The sequence below is a fragment of the Arthrobacter sp. SAFR-179 genome (assembly GCF_059414945.1).
Genome location: NZ_JBPFDM010000001.1, coordinates 876573 through 902810 on the forward strand (window position 1 = coordinate 876573; position 26238 = coordinate 902810).

The window sequence follows — 26238 nt, forward strand, 5'->3', positions numbered from 1 at the left end:
GCCGGCCCCGACGCTCCTTGTCACCGGGAGCCGTAATACGCGGCCAGCCGTGCCAGGCCTTCGTCGATCGATACAACCGGAGTCCACTCCAGGAGCTTCCGGGTTTCGCGCTGGTCGAACCAGTGGGCGGTGGACAGCTGTTCGGCAAGGAACCTGGTCATGGGCGGTTCGTCCTGCTTTCCAAGCCTCAGCCAGACCTTTTCAACAGCGGATCCTGCCATCCGGGCAACCCGCCCCGGCACGGACCATGACGGGGCGGGGACGCCGCCGGCGGCGCAGATGCCGGCGATGAGTTCGCCTACCGGCCGTGGTTCCCCGTTGGTGACAACCAGCGCCCTGCCATGGATATGCTCCATGCGCGCCAGGGCGGCAACGATCGTTGACGCCGCGTTGTCCACATAGGTGGTGTCGATCAGGGCGGCGCCCGCATCCAGCAGCGGCAGCCGGTGCCGTGCTGCCCGCGCCAGCACCCGTTCCACCAGCTGGGTGTCCCCGGGCCCCCAGACCACGTGCGGCCGCACCGCGGCAACGCGGAAGTCCGGTGCGTCCGCGGCAAGGGCCAGCAGTTCTGCCTGGGCCTTGGTGCGGGAGTAGTCACCGTGGGCGTGTTCCGGGTCCGCCGGCTCCGCGCCCAGGCCTGTGATGGCGGCGCCCGAGTTGGCCACTGACGGCGAGGACACGAAGACCAGGTCCCGCACCCCGGCCTCCCTGGCGGCCAGGAGCAGGCGCCGGGTGCCCTGGACGTTCACTTCGTCAAATTCTGCGGGACGGCCGGTGAAGGAGACCTTGGCCGCCAGGTGGATGATTGCTTCCGCACCCCGGACAGCGTCCCTGACGGCCACGTCGTCGGTGAGGGACCCACAGCGGTCCGTGACGCCGTCGACCCCCGAGGGGCGCCGCTGGAAGGTGGTGACGTCGTAGCCCCGGCGCACCAGCTGCCCCGCGACTTTCCGGCCCAGCAGCCCGCTGGCACCCGTGACGAGGACCTTCACGGGGTCCCCGGACGGCCGCCGGCCAGGACAGCGGTTGCCCAGCGTGAAAGGCGGGTCCGGTCAATCTTCGCGTTGTGGCGGATGTCGGTGGGCTGCGCGGGGACAACCAGGACGGCGGCGACGGAAACGCCTGCTGTGCGGGCGGCTTCGCGGACTTTTCCAGCCAGTTCCATGCCGGCAGGGCAAGCTTTGCGGGCGGGTGGGACGGTTTCGACGACGGCCGTGACGGCCTGCGTCCCCGCCGGTCCCACGCCAACAATTGCGGCCATGCGGATACCCGCCAGGCGTTCGATGGCCTGTTCGGCGCCTACCGGGGTTACCACCCCGGCAGGCGCGGTGACAATGTGCGCAAGGCGGCCTTCCACCCACAGCCGGCCGTCGGCGTCGAAGTGGCCCACGTCGCCGGTGCGGTGCCAGCCGGAGCCGGCGGCGCTGGCTTCTTCGGTCAGCCACAGCCGGTCATACGCTTCCTTGACGTGCGGAGCCCTGACCAGGATTTCTCCCGTGATCCCGGCCTCCGTGACAGGCGTGGAACCGGGCGCGGTGCCGTCCGGCACCAGCGGGATGATGCCTACGTGGGCGCCGTGGACGGGCCGGCCCACGCAGACGCCGTTGCCGGCCCCGCGCTTTGTTCCGGATTCGGCGTCGACGGCGGCGGCCCGGATCTGTTCCAGGCTGATGTCCGTGACGGGCAGCGCCTCCGTCATTCCGTAGGGGGTGTGCAGGGAGGCGCCCGGCAGCAGCCGCTGCACTTCGGCCAGGAGCGGTTCCGGAACGGGGGCGCCGGCGGAGAGCAGCAGTTCAACGCGTTTCAGTGCTGCGGTGCCTTCAGCGGTCAGTCCGCCGCTGGTGGCGGCGACGTTGCGCAGGGCAGCCGGGGAGGCGAACACCACCGTGGCGTCGACGGCCGCCGCGGCGTCCGCCAGGGCACATGCCGTCAGGGTGCGCGGAGCAGTGACATCCATTGCGGGCGTCACGGACACGGCTCCCAGTGCCGGTCCCAGCAGGGCGAAGGGCGCGAAGCCTGCCACGAGCCGCTGGCCCGGATGGATCCCGAAGGTTTCCGCCACGGTGTCCCGCATCGCCGCGAGCTGCCGGTGCGTGTAGAGCACGCCCTTGGCAGGGCCGGTGGAACCGGAAGTAAAGAGCACGGCGGCGGGGGAGTCCGGATCCGGCTGTGATGCACCGCCTTCAGGCGACGCGGGGGGCGTGGACCCCTCCCTTGCCAGGGCGGCCAAGGAGGTCTCCACCCCCAGGATCCGGCGGCGGGCGGCCGGCAGGTCGCGGACGCTGATGCGCCTGGCCGGCCATCGCAGCACCCGGGCAGCGGCCAGCGCCTTGTCGATGCCGATCAGGAAGTCGGGGGTGGCCCCCTTGACTGCCCGGCTCAGCCCCTTGGTGCCCAGGCCGGCATCGGCCACGACCACCACGGCTCCCAGCCGCAGGCACGCATACAGGGCTACGGTCAGGTCGACGCCGGGCGGGACCATGAGGCTCACCCGGCTGCCGGGCCCGACGCCTGCCCGGTGCAGGCTGGCGGCGAGCCGCTCCACGCCATGGTCCAGCTGCCGCCACGTCAGGGAGCGGGCAACGCTGCCGCCGGCGTCCATTTCGACGACGGCGGGTTCGTCCCCGGAGGGTCCTGCTGCCAGTTCCGTGAGGAGCGACCATAGAGGCCGGAAACCCCCGAGCGCCGGGGGCTGCGACGCGCTGCGCCCGACCGCTGGACCGGCATCCCCGGTGCCCGCAACCCGCCCGGCAAGCCAGTCGAAGACGGCCGGTGCGATGTCCCGGTCTTCCGCGAGCAGGTGTCCCGCGCCCTCATAACGGTGCACGTCCGCGTGCGGGAGGCGGCTGATGAGGTCCTTCAGGTAGCGGTCGGAAAAGATCGGGTCCCGCGGGCCCCACAGCATCAGGGCGGGCACATCAAGGGTGCGGAGGCCTTCGGCGACGCCGCGGAGGGCCGGGAAGCTGGGGTGCGAAGCGTCAACGGGAATGTCGGCAACAAAATTTCCCACCCCCGTACGCTGTTCGGCTCCACGGTAGGGGGCCATGTATGCATTCCGGACATCCGCCGGCAACGGCGGGTGCGCCAATGAATGCGTCACCCGCAGGAAAGCGTCGGAGGTGGTGGTTCCCCAGGTGTGCACGGCCGGGTGCAGGGCCAGGCGCAACGCCGGGGGAATGGGCGAGCCTGCCGGCTGGTGCACGGCCGTGTTGGTCAGCACCACGCCGGCCAGTTGGTCTTGATGGGCCAGGGCCCAGCCCAGGCTGACTACCCCGCCCCAGTCGTGGCCCACCGTTATCACCGGGCCGTCCAGGGCCAGCGCGTCCGTCAGGTCGCCCAGGTCCTGGATCCTGTCCGCCAGCCGGCGGAAGGTGCCCGTACGCTCGGAGTAACCCATGTCCAGCTGGTCCACCGCAACCACCCGCCACGGATGTGCTGGGTCGGACCCGGCCGCCAGCAGGCTCCGCCACAGGTAGGACCAGGTGGGGTTGCCGTGCACGCACAGGAGGCTTCCGGCGGGAGCCAGGCCGCCGCGGACGAGTTCTTCGCCGTTATCCAGCAGGTGCCAGCGGCGCACGGTGCCCGGCGCGTCGACGCCGGCTGTGGAGGGGACATCAATTTCACGCGACCATCGGGCGTCCACGCCCGGCCAGTCCGCGATCACCAAACGATTTCCAGCATCGCGGTGTTCAGGCCGGAACCCACCCCCATGCACAGGACGCGGTCCCCGGTTCCCAGGGACTGGGCCTCGGCCGCCAGCGTCATGGGCAGCGACGCAGGCCCAACATTGCCCCAGTGCGGGAACGTGATGGGGACCTTGTCGGGGTCGAGGTCGATGGCGTCAATGATGGCCTGGGTATAGGCGTTGCTGACCTGGTGGGTGACGTAGCGGTCCATGGCAGCCCAGTCCCACTCGGGCTGCGCCTCATGCCACGCGTCGACCACCAGCTGAAGGCCGCCGTCGAGCAGGCCTTTCGTGTCGGTGTGCATGCCGTCGATGCCGCCGACGCACAATTCGTGGTGCTCGGTGCCGGCGCGCATCACGCCGCCCACCACCCGGTGCGCACCGGGGTGCTCATCGGCCGGTCCCAGGACCGCCGCGGCAGCCCCGGACCCCAGCGTCAGCGTGGCGAACTCGCGGTTGAAGTCGTCGCGGGTGGTCTCCGGCCGCTGCAGCCGGGCAAGGGTGGCTTCCTGCGTCAGCTGGGCGTCCTCGCCATTGACGATGACCGCGTACCGGATCTGTCCCGAGTCGATCATGTTCGCTGCCAGGGTCAGGGCATTCACGAACCCCAGGCAGGCATTGGCAAGGTCGAAGTTCATGGCCGACGACGGCAGGCCGAGGCCGTGATGGATCTTTACTGCCACGGACGGTTCGAGGTTGCGCCGTGTCACCGAGGTATTGATCAGCAGTCCCACGTCGGAGGCCTCGATGCCGGCCTCGGCCAGTGCCTTGGCGCCGGCTTCCACGGCGGCATCGTCGAACGAGGTTCCGGGGGCCCACCAGCGGCGGTGCGTGATGCCTGCGACGCGCTCAAGCAGGCGGGGCGGAAACTTCAGCCGCTTCAGGGTGGACGCCAGGTGGCGGTCAAAGTCCGTGGAGCTGACAATCCTCGGAGCCTCGACGCTGCTCACCGAGAGCAGCGCGGTGTTGCTGTGGCGGAAGGTTGCATTACCTGCCAATTCAAGCCCCTCTTCGTTTCCGTGGCGCATTCATGCGGTGACTGTACCCACATATACGCAGGCTCAAGAGCTTAACTATGCCTTTCCCGGCCGGAACTGGCATATCCGGCCCTGTGCCCGCCCAGGCTTCCAGGTGCTGCTGCCGGGAAATGTCGGTCCTGCGCAGTAGATTGTAGTGAGCCGGATCCAGCAAAGTGCCCCACCCGCTCCAGGAGACCAGAACAGCCTTGCACCTCAAAAGCCTCACCGTCCGGGGGTTCAAGTCCTTTGCCTCTGCCACCACCTTCGACTTCGAACCCGGCGTCACCGCCGTGGTGGGTCCCAACGGATCCGGCAAGTCCAACGTGGTGGACGCTTTGGCCTGGGTGATGGGCGAGCAGGGGGCCAAGACCCTCCGTGGCGGCAAGATGGAGGACGTCATTTTTGCCGGGACGTCAGGGCGGCCGCCCCTGGGACGCGCCCATGTTTCGCTGACCATCGACAACACCGACGGCGCGCTCCCCATCGAATACAGCGAAGTGACCATTTCGCGGACGCTGTTCCGGACAGGCGGCTCCGAATATGCCATCAACGGGGCCGGCTGCCGGCTGCTTGATATCCAGGAACTCCTGTCCGACTCCGGGCTGGGCCGGGAAATGCATGTCATCGTGGGCCAAGGCCAGCTGGACCGTGTACTGCATGCCACCCCGGAGGACCGGCGCGGATTCATTGAGGAGGCCGCGGGGATCCTCAAGCACCGCCGCCGCAAGGAACGGACGGTCCGGAAGCTGGAGGCCATGCAGGCCAACCTCCAGCGCCTTACCGACCTCACCGGGGAAATCCGGCGCCAGCTGACACCCTTGGGAAAACAGGCGGAAGTGGCCCGCCGTGCCCAGCGCGTCCAGTTCGACGTCAGGGATGCCCGGGCCCGGCTGCTCGCCGATGACCTCGTCCAGCTGCAGCAGGCGCTGGAGCAGGACGTGGCGGACGAGGCCGCGCTCAAAGCCCGGCGGACCGCCGTCGGGCAGGAACTCGAAGCCGGGCGCAGGCAGCAGGCAGCGCTGGAGCAGCTGGCAGCCGAAGCCACGCCCCGCCTCAACGCCGCCCGGGACACCTGGTACCGGCTCTCCACCGCACGCGAACGTCTTCGGGCGCTCGGTTCGCTGGCCACCGAACGCAGCCGCCTGCTGGGTTCCGAAGACACCGTGCCGCCTTCCGGCCGGGATCCCGAACAGCTCGAGCGCCATGCAGCCAGGGTGCGGCAGGAGCTGGCTGAGCTTGAACAGGACATCCAGGCCAGGCGCGCCACACTGGACACCGCCAGCGCCGCCAAGGCGGAAGCAGAGCAGGCTGCCCAGGCCGAGGACCGGCGGCTTACGGCGCAGCTCCGGGCAGCAGCGGACCGGCGGGAGGGCCTGGCCCGCCTGGCCGGACAGGTAGCCGCCGCGAGGTCCCGGGTGGAGTCCGCGCAGGCGGAACTGGGGCGGTTGCGGGAATCACTTGCCGCCGGCACGGAACGGCGTGCCCGCGCCCAGGCTGAGTTCACGGCCCTGGAAAACCAGGTGGCCGGCGTGGAGGAAGGGGAGGAATCCCTGGACGCCGACTATGAGGCCGCCGGCGAAGCACTGGACACGGTCCTCGAGGAGATCGCCGGCTTCAAGGCTGCCGTTAACGAGGGAGTCCGCAAGCGGGACGCCCTGGCCGCCCGGCTCGAGGCTCTCAAGCTCGGACTGGACCGCAAGGATGGCGCCCGGCATGTGCTGGAGTCGGGGCTGCCGGGAGTGCTGGGCACCCTGGCAGCCGGGATCACGGTGCAGGGCGGTTACGAGGCGGCGATCGCCGCCGCGCTGGGGGAAGCATCCGAGGCAGTCCTGGTCCAGGACGAGGACACGGCGGCCGCAGTCCTGCAGATGCTCAAGGACGACGACGCCGGGCGGGCATCGCTGCTTTTGGCATCGGCCGCGGCGGTCCACCGGGGGGACGGGCAGGACGTGCCGCTGCCGGACGGCGCGCAATGGGCGGCTGACCTGGTGGACGGGCCTGAGGGGCACATCCCGCTGGTCCGGCACCTGCTGTCCGGGACCGCCGTCGTCACCGGCATCGATGCCGCGGCAGCGCTCGTGGCCTCGCAGCCCCGGCTCACGGCCGTCACCCGCGAAGGGGACGTGTTCACCGCTGTATCCGCTGCCGGCGGTTCAGCCAAGGCACCTTCCCTCCTTGAGGTGCAGGCGGCAGTGGACGACGCCGACCGGGGCCTTTCGGCGGTCACGGCGGACCTGGAGCGGAACAGGTTCGCCCTGGCCGCCGCCGAGGCCCGGCGCGCCGAAGCCCAGGAGGCGGCAGACGCTGCCCTGGACAGGCTGCACGACTCCGATGCCCGCCTGGCCGCCGTCGCCGAACGCCTGGGACACCTCAACTCGGTCCTGCGCAGCGCCGTCGGCGAGAGTGAGCGCCTGGCAGCCTCCCTGGCACGTGCGGAGGAGAACGTTGCCGCGGAGGAGGAAGCGCTCGCTGCCATCACCGCCCGGCTGGCCGCTGCCCAGGAAGCTCCCGTTGAAGAGGAGCCCTCCACCGAACAGCGGGACGCGCTGGCCCATGCCGCAGCCGCCGCCCGCGCAGCGGAAGTGGAGGCGCGGTTGTCCCTGCGCAGTGCCGAAGAACAACTGGCGGCCACCCGCAACAGGGTGGCATCCCTTGAGCGGGCCGCCGCCACCGAACGCCGCGCCCGGGAGGAAGCGGCCCAGCGCGCCCGGCGCCGCCGCATCCAGGCCAGGCGTGCCGCCGCGGTATCCGCAGCCGTGGACATGGCACTGCGGTACGTGGACGTCTCCGTGGACCTCGCCCGGCACGAACGGGACCTGGCCGAGGAAAACCGCGAACAGCGTGACCGTGGGCTGCGGGGCATCCGGGAAACGAACGACGCGCTGGCCCGCGAGTTGGCAGACCTCACCGACAACGTGCACCGGGACGAGCTGGCCCGGGCCCGGCAGCGTGCCAGGATCGAGGCGGTGGAAACCCGGTCCGTGGACGAACTGGGCATCACCCCCGAGGCCCTGGTGGCGGAGTTCGGGCCGCAGGTCCCGGTACCCGTGCCCGCGGAGGAGTCCGGCGACAAGTGGGCGGCACTGCGCGCTCCCGTTGACGCCGGCGGGGAAGAGATCCTGGAAGGGAAGCCCTACGTCCGGCAGGAGCAGGAGAAGCGTCTGCGCAAGGCCGAACGGGACCTCGCCAGCCTGGGCAAGGTGAACCCCCTGGCGCTGGAGGAATTCGCGGCGCTGGAGGAGCGGCACCAGTTCCTCAGCACCCAGCTTGAGGACCTGAAGGCCAGCCGCCGGGACCTGCTGGACATCATCAAGGAAGTGGATGACCGGGTCCAGCGCGTCTTCGCCGAAGCGTTCGAGGACACCCAGGCCCAGTTCGTGCGCGTTTTCGAGCGGCTCTTTCCCGGCGGCGAAGGCCGTCTGGTCCTCACCGATCCGGAGGACATGCTCACCACAGGCATCGAGGTGGAGGCCCGTCCTGCCGGGAAGAAGATCAAACGGCTGTCACTGCTGTCCGGCGGCGAGCGGTCCCTGACCGCAGTGGCCCTGCTGGTGGCCATCTTCAAGGCGCGGCCCTCGCCGTTCTACGTTATGGACGAGGTGGAGGCGGCGCTGGACGACACCAACCTCGGCCGGCTGATCACCATCTTCGAGGAACTCCGGGAGTCCAGCCAGCTCATCGTGATCACCCACCAGAAACGGACCATGGAGGTGGCGGACGCGTTGTACGGCGTGACCATGAGGGGGGACGGCGTCTCCACTGTCATCAGCCAGCGCCTGGGCGCCGAGGTGTAGCAGCGGCGGAAGTCCAGGCAGCCGGCGGCCGCCGCATAGGGGCAGGTCAGGGGCGCAGTGGGCGCCGGAACCGGCAGGGCCGTTTGTGAGAAGCTAGGGGAGTGAACGACATCCTTCCCATTGTCCTGTCCATTCTTGCTGCGCTGGTGGTCATCGGCGGGCTGATTCCGGTCCTGCTCAAGACGCGGAGGAACATCACCCGGTACCCCGGCACCCGGGACGCCAACGACCCCGAGATCCGATCCGGCGGCAGCACCGCGGTGGCGGACCGCACCGGCACCATTGAACGGGGAACCCCGGCGGGTGTGGACGTCGAGGGGCTGGACACCACCACGGTTCCGGATGACGCTGCCGGGCTGGAAACCATCCCTGTCGAAACCCCGCTGCCGGTTGCGGGACGCCTCACCCGGCTCCGCGAGCGGCTGGTCCGCTCCAACAACATCATGGGGAAGGGCCTGCTGGCGCTGCTGTCCAGCGACCGAATCGACGAGAGCGTCTGGGACGAGGTGGAGGAAACACTCCTCCTCGCGGATCTGGGCACCGAACCCACCATGCAACTGGTGGATGCCCTGCGGGAACGGGTCAAGGTGCTGGGCACCCGGACCCCCGAACACGTGAAGGCCATGCTCCGCGAGGAACTGATCAAGCTCGTGGACCCCTCCATGGACCGCAGCCTGAATGTCCAGCGGCATGCGGACAAGCCTGCCGTGATGATGGTGGTGGGCGTGAACGGCGTGGGCAAGACCACCACCGTGGGGAAGCTGGCCCGCGTGCTGGTGGCCGAGGACAAGGACGTCCTGCTGGGCGCCGCTGACACCTTCCGCGCCGCCGCTGCTGAACAGCTGGCCACGTGGGGCCAGCGCGTTGGCGTTCCCACCGTGAAGTCGGACATCGACGGCGCCGACCCCGCCTCCGTTGCCTATGAGGCCGTGAAGGCCGGCATTGAGCAGGAAGTGGACGTCGTCATGATCGACACCGCCGGGCGCCTGCAGAACAAGGTGGGCCTGATGGACGAACTGGGCAAGGTCAAGCGCGTCGTGGAGAAGCTGGCCGACGTCGACGAGGTCCTGCTGGTGCTGGACGCCACCACGGGCCAGAACGGCCTGAACCAGGCACGGGTCTTCTCAGAGGTGGTCAACATCACCGGCATCGTGCTGACCAAGCTGGACGGTACCGCCAAAGGCGGAATCGTCGTCGCCATCCAGAAGACCCTTGGCGTGCCGGTCAAACTCATCGGACTGGGCGAAGGCGCGGACGACCTGGCCCCGTTCGACACCGAAGGCTTTGTCGACGCCCTGCTGAATTAGCAGGGCAGGCCCGGGGCCGGAAGCCTATGGGGGAAGGCTAGGAAGCGGCCGTCCGCAGGGATTCGCGGGTGGGCAGCCAGCCCGCGGCGGCCAGGAGCATGATGCCGCCGGTTACGCCGAAAGCCCAGCCGAACCCCAGCCGGTCCGCGAGCAGCCCGGCCGCCACCGGGCCAACGATCGCTCCGACGTCGGACGTCATCTGGTAGACGGCCAGCACCTTGCCGCCGGAACGCGTGTTGCCAACGACATCCGCCACGGCGGCCTGCTGGGCCGGGCCGAAAAGGCCGGACCCGACGCCGGCCAGCGTCGATGCCGCAAGGAACCAGGGCAGGTCGGAAGTAATGCCGATCGCCGCCGTTGACAAGGCTGCCACCAGCAGGCCGGAGACCATCATGGGCTTGCGTCCCAGCGAGTCCGCCAGCCGCCCCGAAAAGGTGAGCGCGGCGGCATTCCCGGCAGCAAACACGGCCAGCGCCAGTCCGGCCGCCTGCGGGCCTGCCCCGAAGGCCGCCGCGGCGAACAGCGGCACCGTTGCCATCCGGACGCCAAACGTGGCCCAGCCGTTGGCAAAGCTGGACAGGAGGGCCGACCGGTACGTTCCGGCAGCCAGCGCTTCGCCAAAGCGCATGTCCGGCGGACGGTGCCGGGCCTCGCCCCCGTCCCGGCGCTGATGGCTGAGCTGGGTCTGCACCACGAACGCGGCAACCAGCAGGGCCGCCGCGTAGGCAAGGAACGGGACCCGCAGGCCCAGCCCCGCCAGCAGGCCGCCCACAATCGGCCCGCACACATTCCCGATCAGGAAAGCGGACGCGTAGGCTCCTGACACCCTTCCCCTGCTCTTGGGCGGCGCCAGCCGGACCACCAGGGCCATCGACGCCACTGTGAACATCACGGACCCGGCCCCGCCAAGTCCCCGGAACAGCAGTAGCTGCCAGTAGTCCTGCGCGAACGCGCAGGCAGCCGTGGACAATGCCACGATCAAGAGCCCTGCCACATAGACCGGACGCTCTCCGCGCTTGCCGATCAGGGCACCGCCGGCGGGCGCAAACGCGAGGCGCATGAAGGCAAAAATTGCCACAATGACCGCAGCCTCAGTATTTCCCACCCCGAAGGTTGTTGCGAACTGGGGCAATACAGGCGCAACGAGCCCGAATCCAAGCGCAATGAGGAACGCGGCGGCCAACATCACCTTGATGTCGCGGGGAAGCTTTTCCCGCTGCGGCCTCAGCCGGGCCAGAAACCTCGAGGTGGCGCCGCTTTCGCGGGGTGTTGCCGTCATGGTGCAGGAGTCCTTGCAGGAAAGGGAGCCGGGTGGCTGCGCGGGTGCGGAAACATAACCGTAACAAGGCGGATATGCACCATTTACTTCCTAGAGGTTGTTGTAACAGGCCGGCAATCTAAATCCTCCGCAGGCGAAACACGCCGCCCACAAACTCTTTACAGGACGCAAAAGGCGTTGGCAGGCGGAGTACTCCGCAAGATTCGATGAGAGAGGACGTGCACCATGGAACTTACCGCAGGTCACGTTTGGGTCATGGTGGCGGCAGCCCTTGTGCTGTTCATGACACCCGGTCTGGCATTTTTCTACGGCGGCATGACCCGCGCCAAGGCAGCCCTGAACATGATGATGATGAGCTTCATCTCCATCGGCATGGTGGGCGTTGTCTGGGTGCTGTGGGGCGCCTCCATGAGCTCCGGTGAAGGATTCCTGGAAATCGTGGGCAACCCGTTCGCCACGTTCGGCCTGGAGGGCATCACCACCCCTGACGGCCTGATCAAGGTGGGCTACGCCGCCACTTTCGCCATCATCACGGTGGCATTGATCAGCGGCGCCATCGCCGACCGCGCCAAGTTCGGCGCCTGGTCCGTCTTCGTCCCCGTGTGGGTCACCCTGGTGTACTGCCCGCTGGCCTACATGGTGTGGGGCGGCGGTCTCTTCGGCCCCGAAGGAGCCATCGGCAAGGCCCTCGGCCCCGCCATCGACTTCGCCGGCGGTACCGTGGTCCACATCAACGCAGGTGTGGCAGCGCTCGTCCTCGTCCTGATCATTGGCAACCGCAAGGGCTTCGGCAAGGACCCGAACCACCGCCCGCACAACATCCCGTTCGTCATGCTCGGCGCGGCCATCCTCTGGTTCGGCTGGTTCGGCTTCAACGGCGGCGCGGCCACCACCGCCGAACAGGGCGGCCTGATCTGGATCAACACCCTCGCAGCCCCGGCGGCGGCCATGCTCGGCTGGCTGGTCACCGAACGCATCCGCGACGGCCACCCCACCTCCCTGGGCGCAGCCTCAGGTGTTGTTGCGGGCCTCGTGGCCATCACCCCCGCCTGCGCCAACGTCAGCCCGGTCGGAGCCCTCGGCCTCGGCGTGGTGGCCGGTGTAGCCTCCGCCCTGGCAGTCGGCCTCAAGTTCCGCTGGGGCTTTGATGACTCGCTGGACGTGGTCGGCGTCCACCTGGTTTCGGGCATTATCGGCACCGTGGCCCTGGGATTCATCGCACTGCCCACGGACGGTGTCGGCGGCGGACTCTTCTACGGCGGCGGACTGACCCAGCTCTGGGCGCAGCTCGCGGCAGCCGGCATCGCCATCGCATACTCCGCGGTCCTGACGGCCATCATTGCGCTGGCCATCCACAAGACCATGGGCTTCCGGGTTTCGCAGGAACAGGAAACGGTGGGTGTGGACCTCAGCCTGCACGCCGAGACTGCCTACGAGTTCGGCCTGAGCGGCCACGGCGGAAGCTTCCAGCCGCTGCACGACATGATCACGGGCAAGGGCCAGGGCGAGCCGCACGAGCCGGTCCAGGCAGCGCCGGGTGCACAGAAGTCACAGTCAGCAACAGGTAAGGAAAGCGTGGGGGCATGAGACTGATTACTGCAATCATCAGGCCGGAAAAGCTCGAAACCGTCAGGGAAGGACTGGAAGCCTACGGCGTCCAGGGCCTCACCGTCAGCGCAGCCAGCGGATACGGCCGGCAGCGCGGCTACACCGAGGTCTACCGCGGGGCCGAATACAACGTGGACCTCCTGCCCAAGATCCGGGTGGAAGTCCTGGCCACGGACGAGCAGGCCGACGACATCCTGGACGTGATCATTGCCAGTTCCAATACCGGCAGGGCCGGGGACGGCAAGGTCTGGACCATGGACGTCCATGAAGCAGTAAGGGTCCGGACCGGGGAGCGCGGAGTGGCCGCCATCTAGCCGGGACCCACATGCAGAACGGCAGACGGGACGGGCGGGAACCGGAAGGTTCCCGCCCGTCCCGTCTGTCGTTAAAGGTGCCCTTGCCGCACGGGCCGGGGGCTGCTCAGCCCTTGCGCCGGTTGGTGGGCCATGATGCCGGGCCGGCCGAACCGGCGTCGTACTCTTCAAGCGGGACATCCCCTTGCTCCCACGCCTTGAGCACCGGCTCGACGATCCGCCAGCAGTCCTCCGCGGTGTCACTGCGGACGGACAGCAACGGGTCGCCGGTCAGCACGCCCTCCAGCACTTCGCCGTACGGCAGGAGGTCGGATGCACTCAGTTCCGCTTCCAGGGACACACGGCCCAGGCTGAAGATGTTCCCGGGGCCGTTGACGTCGACGTCGAACTCCAGCGTGTCCGGGCCGAACCCGATCCGGAGCTGGTTGGGGGAGTCCACCCCGGTGAAGCCCTGGGGCAGGTGAGGCACCGGCAGGAAGGTGACCACCGCTTCCTTGCGTTTGTCCCCCAGGGCCTTGCCCGAGCGGAGGATGAAGGGCACGCCCTGCCAGCGCCAGTTGTCGATGCCCACCTGGATTTCGGCGAGTGTTTCCGTTTCCCGTCCGGGGTCCACGCCTTCCTCCCTGGCATAGTCGGGGACGTCCTTGCCTGCCACTGAACCGGCCGTGTAGCGGGCCCTGCGCGTTGATTCGGTGAAGGGGGCTTTGACGCTGCTGGCCCGCAGGACGGCGGAGACGGCATCGCGGAGGTCGCGCTCGCCGATGGTGGCCGGGGGTTCGATGGCCATGATCGCCATGACCTGCAGGAGGTGGCTCTGGATCATGTCGCGGAGGGCCCCGGCGCCGTCGTAGTAGCGCGCGCGGCCCTCCAGGGCCAGGTCCTCGTCGAAGAAGATCTCCACCTTCTCCACGTGCTGCCGGTTCCACACCGGCTCCAGGAAGTTGTTGGCGAACCTCAGGCCCAGGATGTTCAGGACGGTGGCCTTGCCCAGGAAGTGGTCCACCCGGTGGATGTGGTCCTCGGGGACAAGCCGGGCCAAAGTCCGGTTGAGGGACCGTGCGGATTCCTCGCTGGAGCCGAAGGGCTTTTCCATCACCAGGCGCGTGCCTTCCGGAACCTCCTCCGGCTGGAGCGTCTCACAGGCCGCCTGGCTGATCCTGGGTGGCAACGCAAAGTAGACGGCCACCGGTCCTTCGAGTCCCTTGAGCAGGGCTGCGAGGGCACCCTTGGCCGTGACGTCCACCTGGTGGTACACGGTCTCCTTTTGCAGCAGCTCGAGGGCGTCCTTCCCCGGCCTGTCCGCTGCGCCCGCTGCAGCCGCGAACGAAGACTGGACCCGCTCCCGCCATTGTTCCGGCGTCCACGGATCCGAACCGGCACCCACCAGGGTGAGGCCCTCCGCACGGCCTGCCGCGACCAGCCGCGCCAGGCCCGGCAGCAGGAGCCGGCCGGTGAGGTCGCCCGAGGCGCCGAGGATGAGCAGGGTCTTCACTGTTGTTTGGCTCGTCATTTTGCCAGCATGCCACCTACCGTGCCTGACTTGATACCCTAGATAGTCGAGTCCCGATCATCCACTGAAAGAAGTGCACGTCGCGTGTTCAATTCACTCTCTGACCGGTTGACAGCAACCTTCAAGAATCTCCGCGGTAAAGGCAGGCTTACCGAGGCCGACGTCGATGCCACCGTCCGGGAGATCCGCCGCGCCCTTCTGGACGCCGATGTTGCCGTTCCCGTGGTGCGTGAGTTCACTGGCCGGGTCCGTGAACGCGCGCTGGGTGCCGAGGTCTCGGCTGCACTGAACCCCAGCCAGCAGATCGTCAAGATCGTCAACGAGGAACTCCAGGAGATCCTCGGCGGCGAAACCCGGCGGATCCGGCTGGCCAAGAACGGCCCCACCGTCATCATGCTCGCCGGTCTCCAGGGCGCCGGCAAGACCACTCTGGCCGGCAAGCTGTCCAAGTGGCTGAAGGCCCAAGGCCACAGCCCCATGCTGGTGGCCTGTGACCTCCAGCGCCCCAACGCCGTCACCCAGCTCCAGGTGGTGGGCCAGCGCGCCAACGTGCCTGTCTTTGCCCCGCACCCCGGAGCCACCTCCACCGAGCTGGACCAGCCCGCAGGGGACCCCGTCGCCGTTGCCCGTGCCGGCGTCGAGGAAGCCCGCCAGAAGCTGCACGACGTCGTCATCGTTGACACGGCCGGCCGCCTGGGCGTGGACGCCGACATGATGGAACAGGCGCGCCAGATCCGCCGGGCCATCGTGCCCAACGAAGTGCTGTTCGTCATCGATTCCATGATCGGCCAGGACGCCGTGAACACGGCGCTCGCCTTCGATGAAGGCGTTAACTTCACCGGCATCGTGCTGTCCAAGCTCGACGGCGACGCCCGCGGCGGTGCCGCGCTTTCGGTCGCGTCGGTCACCGGCAAGCCGGTCATGTTCGCCTCCACCGGCGAAGGTTTGGATGATTTCGAACTCTTCCACCCGGACCGGATGGCTTCCCGCATCCTGGACATGGGCGACATCCTCACGCTCATCGAACAGGCCGAAAAGGCCTGGGACAAGGATGAAGCCGCCCGGATGGCGAAGAAGTTCGCCGACCAGGAAGACTTCACCCTCGAGGACTTCCTGGCCCAGATGCAGCAGATCCGCAACATGGGCTCCATGAAGAAGATGCTCATGATGATGCCGGGTGCGCAGAACATCCGGCAGCAGCTGGAGCAGTTCGACGAGCGCGAGATCGACCGCGTCGAGGCAATCGTCCGCTCCATGACACCGCACGAGCGGCTTGCACCGAAGATCATCAACGGCTCACGGCGGGCCCGCATCGCCCGCGGCTCCGGCGTCCACGTCTCCGAGGTCAACGGCCTCCTGGAGCGCTTCGCCCAAGCCCAGAAGATGATGAAGAAGATGGCCCAGGGCGGCATGCCGGGAATGCCCGGGCTGCCCGGTGCCGGCGGCGGTGCACGGAAGAACGCCAAGAACGCGCCCAAGAAGAAGGCAAAGTCCGGCAACCCGGCAAAGGCTGCCCAGGAGCGCAAGGAAGCGGAAGCCCGCCGTGCCAACGCTGCGAAGGCACTGCCCACCGGCGCCGCCTTTGGCCAGCAGGGCGGCGACTTCGATCCGTCCCAGCTGAACCTTCCCAAGGGCTTTGACAAGTTCCTCGGCAAATAAGCACACCCGGCCCAACTAAGTAGCAGCAGATGTCGTTATGAAGGCTCATAACGACATCTGCTGCTACTTACATGGGATGTCAGCGCCGTGGAATAGGGTTGGGACATGTTCAAGCAGAGGGTAGTGTTCGTGCACGGCGCCGGGACTTTTGGCGCCGCTGCGTGGCCGCGCCAGCACGGCATGGCACTGTCCTATGACGCATTGTTCCTCCGCCGGCACGGCTTTGATGCCGTCGCGGAGCCACTGGAATCATCCTTCGCCGAGGACACCGCCATCATCCTGCGATCCCTTGCCGACGATGGCCGCGGGGCCGCCGGCGGCCATGTGGTGGCGCACGCCCAGGGCGCCATCGCGGCCATGATGGCCGCCGTTGAACGTCCGGACCTGGTCTTTTCGCTGACGCTCGTGGAGCCGGCCTGCCTCTCCCTGACGGCAGAGCTTCCGGCTACGGCGGCCCACATCAGCCTGATGCAGCCCCTTTTCGACGTCCGCCACCAACTCGGCGACGAAGACTTCCAGCGCGAATTCGTCCGGCGGGTCTTCGCCACGGACCTGCAGCAGCCCGCCACCGTGGAGGAAAAGAGGTCCGCCCGCAGGCTCCGGCTCCAGGCGCCCTCGTGGGAGGCGCCGCTGCACATCGTTCCCGGTGTGCCCACGCTGGTCCTGACCGGGGGGTGGGAGCCGCTTTACGAGGAAATTGCAGGCTACCTGCGGGAGACCGGCGCCCTGCACCGCGTCGCCGCGGGAGGGCACCGGCCGCACGACTCCACGGACGGGGACCGGGCCATCCGGCAGTTCATCAGCCAGGTCAGCCGGAGCCAGCCCGCCCGGGCCTCCTAGCCCTCAGCAGGAACGCGAAGCTCCGGCAGGTAGACCTTGCCGCCGGCCGCCAGGAACTCTTCGCTTTTCTCCCGCATCCCCGATGCGACGTTGGCCCGGGCCGCCTGCGCCTCCGCGGAGCCGAATTCGTCCCGGATGTCCTGGCTGATCCGCATGGAGCAGAACTTGGGCCCGCACATCGAGCAGAAGTGCGCTGTCTTGGCAGGTTCGGCCGGCAGGGTCTCGTCGTGGAACGCCTCCGCCGTCACCGGGTCCAGGGACAGCGCGAACTGGTCGCGCCAGCGGAATTCAAACCGCGCCTTGGACAAGGCGTCATCGCGTTCGCGCGCACCGGGGTGGCCCTTCGCCAGGTCCGCGGCGTGGGCTGCGATCTTGTAGGTGATCACGCCGGTCTTCACGTCGTCCTTGTTGGGCAGGCCCAGGTGTTCCTTCGGCGTGACGTAGCAGAGCATCGCGGTGCCGTACCGGGCAATTTCGGTGGCACCGATTGCGGAGGTGATGTGGTCATAGCCGGGGGCCACGTCCGTCACCAGCGGTCCGAGGGTGTAGAACGGCGCACCCTTGCACAGCTCCTGCTGGCGTTCGACGTTTTCCCGGACCAGGTGGAACGGAACGTGGCCGGGGCCCTCCACCATTACCTGTACGTCGTACTCCCATGCGCGCTGGGTGAGCTCGGCGAGCGTGTCCAGTTCCGCGAACTGGGCGGCGTCGTTGGCGTCCGCGGTGGAGCCGGGGCGCAGGCCGTCGCCCAGGGAGAAGGCAACGTCGTACTTCGCGAAAATTTCGCACAGCTCGTCAAAGTGCGTGTAGAGGAAGTTCTCCTGGTGGTGGGCCAGGCACCAGCCGGCCATGATGGAGCCGCCGCGCGAGACAATGCCCGTCACCCTGTCGGCCGTCAGCGGCACATAGCGAAGCAGAACCCCGGCGTGGATGGTCATGTAGTCCACGCCCTGTTCGCACTGTTCAATCACCGTGTCCCGGAAGATTTCCCAGGTCAGCGCGTTGGCCTCGCCGTTGACTTTTTCCAGGGCCTGGTAGATGGGAACGGTGCCGATCGGCACGGGGGAGTTGCGGATGATCCATTCCCGCGTGGTGTGGATATCGTCGCCGGTGGACAGGTCCATCACCGTATCCGCGCCCCACTGGGTGGCCCACTGCAGCTTGTCCACCTCCTCGGCGATGGAGCTCGTCACGGCCGAGTTTCCGATGTTGGCGTTGATCTTCACCAGGAAAGCCTTGCCGATGATCATCGGCTCGGACTCCGGATGGTTGATGTTGCTCGGGACGATGGCGCGGCCGGCAGCAAGTTCGCTCCGAACCAACTCCACGTCGCAGTTCTCGCGCAGCGCCACGAAACGCATCTCCTGCGTGATGATTCCCTGCCGGGCATAGTGCATCTGGGTCACCGTCCGGCCGTCGACGGCGCGGCGGGGCACCGGCTGCGCGCCCTTCCACTCCGCCGAGGCAGCACCCCGGCGGACGGCCGAGCGGCCGTCGTCGAGCAGGTTGCGTTCCCTGCCGCTGTAGGCCTCGGTGTCCCCGCGCGCCACGATCCATTCGGCGCGGAAGGGCTGCAGGCCGCGGACGGGGTCGCTTCCGGGCCCGGCAGTGCGGTAGGTCCGGAAAGGTGCGTTCTGCTGCCCGTTGGGTGACGGCTCCAGGGCAATCTCCGTCACCGGCACGCGGATTCCGGACGCGGCGTCGTCGATGAACGCCAATGAATGCGACGCCAGGGACTGCGTCACCTGTGGCAGGGAGTCGGCGCCGGACCTCCCGGCTGACGGCAGGTGGGCAGGGTTCAACTGGGTGTTTTGTGTACTCAAGGGAATACTCACTTCCTTCGCCGGCATTACCCGGACAGGTTCAACGGTCGCAGGCTGCGTCAGCCCGATCTCAGCCCCTGCAAGGGCACCCGTGTGGTCAGGAAAGAAGCTACCACAGGGGCGCGGAAGAGCCTTGTCACATTTGCGGGTGCTAGCCTGTCCGGGCATCGAAAGGAAGCCCGATGGCAGAGATCATTCACTTTCGCGGACCTGTCCTGACCGCACCGGACCGGGTCCGTCATGGACTTTGGTCGGTGGACGGCAAGCTCACGTTCAACCGGCCTGGTGCCGCTCCTGGGCGGGTGCTCGACGGCTGGGTGCTGCCGGGGTTCGCTGACGCCCACTGCCACATCGGACTGGGTCCCGCCGGTCCGGTGGAACCCGCAATGGCCCGGGACCAGGCGCTGGCCGACCTCGACGCCGGAACCCTGCTGGCCCGCGACGCCGGTTCACCTGCCGATACCCGCTGGATGCAGGGCGGCCGGGACTTCCCGGTGTTGATCCGGGCTGGAAGGCACGTGGCCCGCACGCGCCGCTACCTGCGCGGCTTCGCGGAGGAGGTCGAGCCCGAGGGGCTTGTGGAGGCCGTGCGGAAGCAGGCGCGCGACGGCGACGGCTGGGTCAAGCTGGTGGGGGACTGGATCGACCGGAGCGCCGGTGACCTCGCGCCGTCCTTTCCTGCCGGCGTCGTGCGTGACGCTGTCCGGGCTGCCCATGACGAAGGTGCCCGGGTCACGGCGCATTGCTTCGCCGAGGACACGCTGGACCAGATGCTGGACGCCGGCATCGACTGCATCGAGCACGCCACCGGGCTGCTGCCCCGGCACCTGCCCCGGTTCGCGGAGCAGGATGTGCCGATCGTCCCCACCCTCATCAACATCGCCACCTTCCCCGGGATCGCTGCCCAGGCAGAGGCCAAGTTCCCGCGCTACGCGGCCCACATGCGCTCCCTCTGGGAGCGCCGGCTGGAACGGGTGGCCGAAGCCCACGCCGCCGGGGTGCGCATCTTTGCCGGCACGGATGCCGGCAGCGTGATCCGCCACGGCAGGATCGCCGACGAGATCCTCGCCCTGCACGGCGCGGGCCTGCCCATGGAGGCGGCCCTGGATGCTGCCTGCTGGGCAGCCCGCACCTGGCTGGGAGCGGACAACCTGGCCGAAGGTGCGCGGGCCGACGTTGTGGTATGCCGTGAGGATCCGCGGGCGGTCCCGGAAACCATCACGGCCCTGGAACATGTGGTGCTGGGCGGCCGCATCATCAGGTGAGCAGAATGAGCCCGGCACTTGGAATAAATTGAAGCTTCAAGTAATTTTAATTTGTGACAGGCCGCCAACGGGACGGCCTCCAATACAAGGAGCCTTCACATGACCGAAGCAGCCAGCAGCCAGGACCTTCTTCCTGCCGACCTCGCCATGGGCACGGTAATGCTCAAGGTCGGTGACATGAAGGTCATGACCGACTACTACCAGCGCGCCCTGGGCCTCGAGGTGGTGGCTGAGCAGGACGGCGGCCTCTACCTTGGCAGGCTCGGCAGGCCGCTGGTCCACCTGGCGCCGGCTCCCGGACTGCACCTTCCCGGCAGGGGGGAAGCGGGCCTGTTCCACACCGCCCTGTTGTTCGAGGACCAGGCTTCCCTCGCCGCCACCATCGCCACCGCCGCCCAGTACGAGCCCCGCTCCTTCACCGGCAGTGCCGACCACCTGGTCAGTGAAGCCTTCTATTTCACCGATCCCGAGGGCAACGGCATTGAACTGTACTGGGACCGGCCCCGCAGCAACTGGTCCTGGAACGGGACGGACGTGGTGATGGACAGCCTCGCGCTTCCGCCGCAGCGCTACCTGGAGCAGCACCTCACCGAGGAGTCCCTCGAGGGCCAGCGGCAGACGTCTGCCGGTGTGGGGCACGTCCACCTGCAGGTGGGAGACGTCCAGACAGCCAGGGATTTCTATGTGGGCACCCTCGGCTTCGAGAAGACGGCAGGCTGGCATGGGCAGGCACTGTTCGTTTCCGCTGGCCGTTACCACCACCACATGGCCATGAACGTCTGGAACAGCCGCGGCGCCGGCCCCCGAAAAGACTCGCTCGGGTTGGGCGAGGTGCTCATCGAGGTTCCCTCCGGTGACGACGTCGGGGCGCTGGCTGACCGTCTCAAAGTCGCCGGGGTTGCCGCCCACCACACCGGTGCGGAGCTCCGGTTCGAGGACCCGTGGCGCAACCGGCTCCGGGTGGCCGTCCGCTGACCGGCTCCGCCGGCTCCGGCGTGCGCGGGCGGGTCCGCAACTACTAGGCTGATTCCGTACGGCCGGGCTGCAGGCAGCGCCCGGCACGCAGCTCCGTCAACGGAAGAAGGGCACCCGCCATGGGCTTCACCGAGATCTTTGTCGCTACCCATGACGCCGCGCTGAAACGCGCCGGCATCCTCGATGAAGGAAGCGGCTCTGCGGCGGACAGCGGGCCCGCGGGCCAGGCGGTGCGGATTCAGGGCATCAGCGATTTCGAAGTCGAACAGTTGGGTGATCTTGCCGGGACTGCGGTACACGCCGGCGGTGCCGACTATGAACTCACCATGGTGGACGTCGCCAGCGATTCCCTCCTTGCCGTTCCGCCGGCCATGGTCCGTGCCCTGGCTGACCTGCTCTCCTATGAGACCGAAGGCGAAGGCAATGTCCTTGACGACGTCGCCGAACAGTGGGCCGGCCAGGAGGATATGCCGTTCGGCGCCGCGCAGGCCCGGACCTATGTGCAGCAGGTGGCCGAACTGGCGGCCTCACTCGACGATTCCGAGCGGACGGGACTGTACGTCTGGTCCGCGTGACCGGTGATGCCGGTTTGGGTACCTTGCAGTGCGCCAGGGGCCGGCTGCGGCGGCCGGCGTGGCGCGCCAAGTCGAAATAACAGCGCTCATCTGGCACAATAAACAGGTACTCGATCTGCGTGGCCCCTCTCTCCGCGTCCGGATCCTGTCCTTCGAACCCGCAAGTATGGCCCGCCCCACGGGTGCAGAAAGCCGGGTTCACCCCTTTTTCTGAAACAGGAGTGACCACAAAAGTGGCCGTAAAGATTCGCCTTAAGCGCTTCGGCAAGATGCGCGCCCCGTACTACCGCATCGTCGTCGCGGACTCACGCACCAAGCGTGACGGCCGTGCCATCGAGGAAATCGGCAAGTACCACCCCACCGAAGAGCCCTCGTACATCGAGGTCAACTCCGAGCGTGCGCAGTACTGGCTCTCCGTCGGCGCCCAGCCGTCCGAGCAGGTTGCCGCGATCCTGAAGATCACCGGTGACTGGCAGAAGTTCAAGGGCCTGCCGGGCCAGGAAGGCACCCTCAAGACCAAGGTCGAGAAGGAAGCCTTCGTTGCCCCGGAGAAGGGCTCGGTCATCATCCCGGAAGCCATCACCAAGAAGGCCTCCAAGTCTGACGCTGCCGAGGCCCCGGCCGACGCCGAAGCTGAGACCACCGAGGCTGAGTAAATTGCTGGCAGAAGCGCTGGAACACCTGGTCCGCGGAATCGTCGATTCCCCGGATGACGTCAAGGTCAGCTCCAAGAACAACCGCCGCGGGGACACCCTCGAGGTGCGCGTGCATCAGGACGACCTGGGACGGGTGATCGGCCGCCAGGGCCGCACGGCCCGCGCATTGCGCACCGTGGTGGCAGCACTGGCCGGCGGCGAACCGGTGAGGGTCGACGTCGTCGATACCGACCGCCGCCGCTGAGCGCTCGGCAGCATTCAGCTTTTCTCCGGCCCCTTCACCATCAGGTGAAGGGGCCGGAGTGCTTTGATCAACACAGTGCTTTTCACGAGAACCACCACAACCGGGAACAGAGGAACAAATGCAGCTTCAGGTGGCACGGATTGGCAAGCCGCACGGCATTCGCGGGGAAGTCACCGTCCAGGTGCTGACGGACGCCCCGGAAGACCGGTTTGTCCCGGGAACGGAATTCGTCGTCGAACCTGCCGCTTCGGGTCCCCTGACCGTGTCCAGTGCGCGGTGGAACAAGGACATCCTGCTGCTCGGCTTCGAGGAGGTGGCTGACCGGAACCAGGCCGAAACCCTCCGCGGCGCCAAACTGTTCATCGACACCGAAGAGTTGGACGTGGACGACGACGAGGGGTGGTACGAGCATGAGCTTGTCGGCCTCGAAGCCCGTGTAGGGGCGCAGGTGGTGGGCAAGGTGACGGCACTGAACACCATGCCCGTGCAGGACCTGCTCATGGTCACCACCCCGGACGGCAAGGAAATCCTCATCCCATTCGTGGTGCAGATTGTGCCTGAGGTGAATATCGAGGAAGGTTTCATCCTCCTCACCCCGCCGGACGGCCTCTTCGAACTCAACTCCGACGAAGCCGCCGCCCCTGAAGTCGAAGGCACGGACTAGATGCGGATCGACGTCGTCAGCATCTTCCCTGACTACCTCGCCCCGCTCGAACTTTCGCTGATCGGCAAGGCCCGCCAGGACGGGATCCTGGACCTGCACGTCCACGACCTGCGCAGCTTCACCACCGATAAGCACCGGTCCGTCGATGACACCCCGTACGGCGGCGGCGCCGGCATGGTCATGAAGCCCGAGCCCTGGGCGCAGGCTCTCGCCGCAGTGGCGGAGGGGCGTCGGGATCCGGAACGCAAGCCGGTCCTGATCGTTCCATCGCCGGCGGGCGAACGGTTCACGCAGGCCCTCGCCTACGAACTGGCTGAGGAAGAGCATCTGGCGTTTGCATGCGGACGGTATGAGGGCATTGATGAACGGGTCATCGAATGGGCTCAAGGGCACTTCACGGTCCGGCCGGTCAGCCTGGGCGACTATGTGCTGAACGGCGGCGAAGTGGCCGTCCTGGCCATGGTGGAAGCCATTGGCCGCCTGTTGCCCGGCGTCGTGGGCAACCCGGAGTCCCTGGTAGAGGAGTCCCACTCCGACGGGCTCCTGGAGTACCCGGTCTACACCAAGCCCTCCGTGTGGCGCGACCGGGAGGTGCCGCCGGTGCTCCTCAGCGGCAACCACGGCAGGATCGCCCAATGGCGGCGCCACGAGCAGTACCGCCGGACAGCAGAGCGGCGGCCGGACCTCCTGGAAGGGTTCGACGCCGGCACCCTCCCGCGTGCCGACCGCACGGAACTGCACAACCTTGGGTACGACATTGTGGACGGCAGGCTGGCCCGCCGGCCGGAGCCGGCGTCCGGGCAGCAGGATTAGCGCCCGACGAATTGGCGTAACCCTGCCACTGTGGCAAAATTAACCCTTGTGTCTGCTGGGTCCGCACCTGCCACAGGGGGTAGCGCGGCCAACAGCCGGACAATCGGCCCCATCAACCCTTGAAGCGGCCGGACCATTTTACTTTCGGCGGGGAGACCCGGCATGCCTTGCGGCAGCCGGACTTGCCTGCCGTGACCCAAAGTGAATGACCTGTGGCGTTCACCAGGAGTGCAATCATGCATATTCTCGACTCCGTCGATGCAGCCTCGCTGCGCAACGATGTTCCCGAATTCCGCGCCGGCGACACGCTCAAGGTGCACGTGAACATCATCGAAGGCAAGAACACCCGTGTCCAGGTTTTCCAGGGCTTCGTCCTGGGCCGCCAGGGCGACGGCGTGCGCGAAACCTTCACCGTCCGCAAGGTCTCCTTCGGTGTCGGCGTGGAGCGTACCTTCCCGGTGCACTCGCCGATCATCGAAAAGATCGAGGTTGTCACCAAGGGTGACGTCCGCCGCGCCAAGCTGTACTACATGCGTGCACTGCGCGGCAAGGCTGCCAAGATCAAGGAAAAGCGCGACTTCAGCTCCGCCAAGTAAGTCCTGCCCGGACTTACCGCCAGGCCGGAGCACGGCCGTAGCCGGCACGCGCCGGAGCAATGCCCCAGCGCCAGGATACGGACCATGCACCAGACAGAACGCCAGCCCCGCAAAACGGGCTGGCGTTTTGTTTTACTGGCGGTGGTCCTCGCCGTGGCCATCAGCGGGGTTGTCCGGTCCCTGTGGCTTGACGTCTACTTCATCCCTTCCGAGTCCATGGAGCCGCTGCTCCAGGGCGGGGACCGGATCCTGGTGTCGCGCACGGACTTCCAGTCCGAACCCATCCGGCACGGGGACATTGTTGTCTTTGATGGGCGCGGCAGCTTCGCGCCCTTGAACAGCGGCAAGGGCCCGGTGGTGGACGGGGCAGCAGCAGCGATGCAGTGGCTTGGCCTGACCGGCAGCGACACCACCTACGTCAAGCGGGTCATCGGCCTTCCCGGCGACAGCGTGGCCTGCTGCGACGCCGGCGGCAAGGTCACCGTCAACGGCGAACCGTTGGACGAACCCTACATCTTCGCCGGGGATGCACCCAGCACGCAGAAGTTCAGCACCCTGGTTCCGGAGGGGAGGCTGTGGCTGATGGGGGACCACCGCTCCGTGTCCGCGGATTCCCGCAGCCTGTTGGGCGCCCCCGGGGGCGGACTGGTTCCGCTGGACCGGGTGATTGGCCGGCCGGTCCAGATCCTTTGGCCGCTTGATAGATTTGCTCCAGTAGCACGGCCGCCCGCATCGGGGCCGACAACACAGAACGGACGGTAAATGCCCGAGAACCACGCGCGGAAACCTGAACCGCGCCACGACGGCGCATCAGAGACGCCCGCCGTTCCAGCTTCCTCGGTGCCCGGCGAATCCCCGGAATCCGCACGCGTCCACCGGCGGGACAGAGCATCGAAGGCGGCCGGCAAGTCCAGCGGCAATCCCTTGCTCGGGTGGCTGAGGGAAATCGCCACAGTGGTGGTCATTGCCGTGGTGCTGTCCTTCCTCATCAAGACGTTCCTCTTCCGGGCTTTCTTCATCCCCTCGGAGTCCATGGTGAACACCCTGGACGTCGATGACCGGATCTTCGTCAACCTCCTGGTTCCGGAGCCGTTTGCTCTCAGCCGCGGGGACGTTGTGGTGTTCCGGGACACCAAGGGCTGGCTGCCACCGGCCCCCGCAAAGGAGCAGGGCCCGTTCACCTGGGTCCAGGACGGCCTGACCTTTGTTGGCCTCCTGCCGGACAATTCGGAGCAGCACCTGGTCAAGCGTGTCATCGGCCTCCCTGGCGACCATGTGGTCTGCTGCGACGCCGGCGGTAAACTGACCATTAACGGGACCGCCATCGACGAGAAGTACATCAATCCCGCTGAAGTCCCGCAGATCCGCAACTTTGACGTCACCGTACCGGAAGGCAAGGTGTGGGTGATGGGTGACAACCGGAACCATTCTGCCGATTCCCGTGCCCACATGGAGACTGACGGGGGATTCATCGACCTCAAGGACCTGGAAGGCAAGGCCGCGGTCATCGCCTGGCCGCTGAACCGGATCAAGACCCTGGACAACTACCCGGATGTGTTCCGCAGCGTCCCGGGGGCCCGCTGACCGTGCCTTCCGCAGTACAGGCGCCGGC

General features: G+C 67.6%; 22 protein-coding genes and 1 riboswitch. Of the genes, 16 read left to right on the top strand and 6 right to left on the bottom strand.

Annotated features, from left to right (window positions below):
• Nucleotides 1–20 precede the first annotated feature (20 nt).
• The 3 genes from ACR65K_RS04225 to ACR65K_RS04235 are packed head-to-tail and all read right to left on the bottom strand — an operon-like array spanning nucleotide 21 to nucleotide 4683.
• Entirely contained in the window at nucleotides 21–992 is a 972-nt protein-coding gene (locus ACR65K_RS04225) for an NAD-dependent epimerase/dehydratase family protein (protein ID WP_440151428.1), read from the bottom strand.
• Nucleotides 989–3667, bottom strand: a complete 2679-nt coding sequence (locus ACR65K_RS04230; RefSeq protein ID WP_440151429.1) for an alpha/beta fold hydrolase — start codon at nucleotides 3665–3667, stop codon at nucleotides 989–991. The genes ACR65K_RS04225 and ACR65K_RS04230 overlap by 4 nt, the downstream gene beginning before the upstream one ends.
• Nucleotides 3661–4683 (bottom strand): 3-oxoacyl-ACP synthase III, encoded by a 1023-nt coding sequence (locus tag ACR65K_RS04235; protein ID WP_200946270.1) that lies wholly within the window; start codon nucleotides 4681–4683, stop codon nucleotides 3661–3663. Before ACR65K_RS04235 ends, ACR65K_RS04230 begins: the two co-directional genes overlap by 7 nt.
• 227 nt (nucleotides 4684–4910) lie before the next feature.
• On the opposite strand from ACR65K_RS04235, the gene smc reads away from it, so the two are divergent.
• Nucleotides 4911–8498: a chromosome segregation protein SMC gene (gene smc, locus ACR65K_RS04240; protein ID WP_440151430.1), complete on the top strand. Its 3588-nt coding sequence runs from the start codon at nucleotides 4911–4913 to the stop codon at nucleotides 8496–8498.
• 101 nt (nucleotides 8499–8599) lie between these two features.
• Entirely contained in the window at nucleotides 8600–9805 is a 1206-nt protein-coding gene (ftsY, locus tag ACR65K_RS04245) for a signal recognition particle-docking protein FtsY (RefSeq protein WP_440151431.1), read from the top strand.
• A gap of 37 nt (nucleotides 9806–9842) precedes the next feature.
• Here the strand turns inward: ftsY and ACR65K_RS04250 are convergent, their stop codons facing one another.
• Nucleotides 9843–11084 carry an MFS transporter gene (locus ACR65K_RS04250; RefSeq protein ID WP_056335364.1) on the bottom strand — a complete coding sequence of 414 codons (1242 nt, stop codon included), beginning with the start codon at nucleotides 11082–11084 and terminating at the stop codon, nucleotides 9843–9845.
• Between the two features lie 225 nt (nucleotides 11085–11309).
• Here ACR65K_RS04250 and ACR65K_RS04255 point away from each other — a divergent pair, with 225 nt between their 5' ends.
• A complete protein-coding gene (locus ACR65K_RS04255) occupies nucleotides 11310–12671 on the top strand; it encodes an ammonium transporter (protein ID WP_056335367.1) in 1362 nt (453 codons plus the stop codon).
• Nucleotides 12668–13006, top strand: a complete 339-nt coding sequence (locus ACR65K_RS04260; RefSeq protein WP_056335370.1) for a P-II family nitrogen regulator — start codon at nucleotides 12668–12670, stop codon at nucleotides 13004–13006. Before ACR65K_RS04255 ends, ACR65K_RS04260 begins: the two co-directional genes overlap by 4 nt.
• Before the next feature lie 106 nt (nucleotides 13007–13112).
• Here the strand turns inward: ACR65K_RS04260 and ACR65K_RS04265 are convergent, their stop codons facing one another.
• Nucleotides 13113–14516 (bottom strand): glucose-6-phosphate dehydrogenase, encoded by a 1404-nt coding sequence (locus tag ACR65K_RS04265; RefSeq protein WP_440151432.1) that lies wholly within the window; start codon nucleotides 14514–14516, stop codon nucleotides 13113–13115.
• Nucleotides 14517–14600: 84 nt separating this feature from the next.
• Between ACR65K_RS04265 and ffh the strand changes: the two genes are divergently transcribed.
• Both ffh and ACR65K_RS04275 read left to right on the top strand, forming a co-directional pair.
• Entirely contained in the window at nucleotides 14601–16175 is a 1575-nt protein-coding gene (gene ffh, locus ACR65K_RS04270) for a signal recognition particle protein (protein WP_440151433.1), read from the top strand.
• 105 nt (nucleotides 16176–16280) lie between these two features.
• Nucleotides 16281–17015 (top strand): alpha/beta fold hydrolase, encoded by a 735-nt coding sequence (locus tag ACR65K_RS04275; protein ID WP_440151434.1) that lies wholly within the window; start codon nucleotides 16281–16283, stop codon nucleotides 17013–17015.
• Here the strand turns inward: ACR65K_RS04275 and thiC are convergent.
• On the bottom strand, nucleotides 17012–18838 hold the full coding sequence (gene thiC / locus ACR65K_RS04280) for a phosphomethylpyrimidine synthase ThiC (protein ID WP_440151435.1): 1827 nt from the start codon (nucleotides 18836–18838) through the stop codon (nucleotides 17012–17014). The genes ACR65K_RS04275 and thiC overlap by 4 nt on opposite strands.
• Nucleotides 18834–18941, bottom strand: a riboswitch (TPP riboswitch). (Overlaps the previous gene by 5 nt.)
• A gap of 79 nt (nucleotides 18942–19020) precedes the next feature.
• On the opposite strand from thiC, the gene ACR65K_RS04285 reads away from it, so the two are divergent.
• The 10 genes from ACR65K_RS04285 to lepB (ACR65K_RS04330) all read left to right on the top strand — a co-directional run bounded on the left by ACR65K_RS04285 (nucleotide 19021) and on the right by lepB (ACR65K_RS04330) (nucleotide 26210).
• Nucleotides 19021–20103, top strand: a complete 1083-nt coding sequence (locus tag ACR65K_RS04285) for an amidohydrolase family protein (RefSeq protein WP_440151436.1) — start codon at nucleotides 19021–19023, stop codon at nucleotides 20101–20103.
• Between the two features lie 99 nt (nucleotides 20104–20202).
• Nucleotides 20203–21078 (top strand): VOC family protein, encoded by an 876-nt coding sequence (locus ACR65K_RS04290; protein ID WP_440151437.1) that lies wholly within the window; start codon nucleotides 20203–20205, stop codon nucleotides 21076–21078.
• Nucleotides 21079–21197: 119 nt separating this feature from the next.
• Nucleotides 21198–21653: a hypothetical protein gene (locus ACR65K_RS04295; protein WP_056335388.1), complete on the top strand. Its 456-nt coding sequence runs from the start codon at nucleotides 21198–21200 to the stop codon at nucleotides 21651–21653.
• A 233-nt stretch (nucleotides 21654–21886) separates the two neighbouring features.
• A complete protein-coding gene (gene rpsP / locus ACR65K_RS04300; protein WP_056335390.1) occupies nucleotides 21887–22309 on the top strand; it encodes a 30S ribosomal protein S16 in 423 nt (140 codons plus the stop codon).
• Between the two features lies 1 nt (nucleotide 22310).
• Nucleotides 22311–22553: an RNA-binding protein gene (locus ACR65K_RS04305; RefSeq protein WP_018759999.1), complete on the top strand. Its 243-nt coding sequence runs from the start codon at nucleotides 22311–22313 to the stop codon at nucleotides 22551–22553.
• A gap of 118 nt (nucleotides 22554–22671) precedes the next feature.
• Nucleotides 22672–23217 (top strand): ribosome maturation factor RimM, encoded by a 546-nt coding sequence (gene rimM, locus ACR65K_RS04310; RefSeq protein ID WP_440151438.1) that lies wholly within the window; start codon nucleotides 22672–22674, stop codon nucleotides 23215–23217.
• Nucleotides 23218–24030: a tRNA (guanosine(37)-N1)-methyltransferase TrmD gene (trmD, locus tag ACR65K_RS04315; RefSeq protein ID WP_440151439.1), complete on the top strand. Its 813-nt coding sequence runs from the start codon at nucleotides 23218–23220 to the stop codon at nucleotides 24028–24030.
• 236 nt (nucleotides 24031–24266) lie between these two features.
• Entirely contained in the window at nucleotides 24267–24626 is a 360-nt protein-coding gene (gene rplS / locus ACR65K_RS04320) for a 50S ribosomal protein L19 (RefSeq protein ID WP_018768283.1), read from the top strand.
• A gap of 84 nt (nucleotides 24627–24710) precedes the next feature.
• Nucleotides 24711–25388 (top strand): signal peptidase I, encoded by a 678-nt coding sequence (gene lepB, locus ACR65K_RS04325; protein WP_440151440.1) that lies wholly within the window; start codon nucleotides 24711–24713, stop codon nucleotides 25386–25388.
• The gene (gene lepB / locus ACR65K_RS04330; protein ID WP_440151441.1) at nucleotides 25389–26210 is read left to right on the top strand and encodes a signal peptidase I; all 822 of its coding nucleotides are present in this window, start codon (nucleotides 25389–25391) and stop codon (nucleotides 26208–26210) included.
• Nucleotides 26211–26238 lie beyond the last annotated feature (28 nt).

Excerpts from the sequence above, each read along its gene's own strand:
- ACR65K_RS04250 (WP_056335364.1), bottom strand. The coding sequence starts at position 11,084 with ATGACGGCAACACCCCGCGAAAGCGGCGCCACCTCGAGGTTTCTGGCC.
- ACR65K_RS04255 (WP_056335367.1), top strand. The coding sequence starts at position 11,310 with ATGGAACTTACCGCAGGTCACGTTTGGGTCATGGTGGCGGCAGCCCTT.
- ACR65K_RS04260 (WP_056335370.1), top strand. The coding sequence starts at position 12,668 with ATGAGACTGATTACTGCAATCATCAGGCCGGAAAAGCTCGAAACCGTC.
- ACR65K_RS04265 (WP_440151432.1), bottom strand. The coding sequence starts at position 14,516 with ATGACGAGCCAAACAACAGTGAAGACCCTGCTCATCCTCGGCGCCTCG.
- ACR65K_RS04275 (WP_440151434.1), top strand. The coding sequence starts at position 16,281 with ATGTTCAAGCAGAGGGTAGTGTTCGTGCACGGCGCCGGGACTTTTGGC.
- ACR65K_RS04285 (WP_440151436.1), top strand. The coding sequence starts at position 19,021 with ATGGCAGAGATCATTCACTTTCGCGGACCTGTCCTGACCGCACCGGAC.
- ACR65K_RS04290 (WP_440151437.1), top strand. The coding sequence starts at position 20,203 with ATGACCGAAGCAGCCAGCAGCCAGGACCTTCTTCCTGCCGACCTCGCC.
- ACR65K_RS04295 (WP_056335388.1), top strand. The coding sequence starts at position 21,198 with ATGGGCTTCACCGAGATCTTTGTCGCTACCCATGACGCCGCGCTGAAA.
- rimM (WP_440151438.1), top strand. The coding sequence starts at position 22,672 with ATGCAGCTTCAGGTGGCACGGATTGGCAAGCCGCACGGCATTCGCGGG.
- trmD (WP_440151439.1), top strand. The coding sequence starts at position 23,218 with ATGCGGATCGACGTCGTCAGCATCTTCCCTGACTACCTCGCCCCGCTC.
- rplS (WP_018768283.1), top strand. The coding sequence starts at position 24,267 with ATGCATATTCTCGACTCCGTCGATGCAGCCTCGCTGCGCAACGATGTT.
- lepB (WP_440151440.1), top strand. The coding sequence starts at position 24,711 with ATGCACCAGACAGAACGCCAGCCCCGCAAAACGGGCTGGCGTTTTGTT.
- lepB (WP_440151441.1), top strand. The coding sequence starts at position 25,389 with ATGCCCGAGAACCACGCGCGGAAACCTGAACCGCGCCACGACGGCGCA.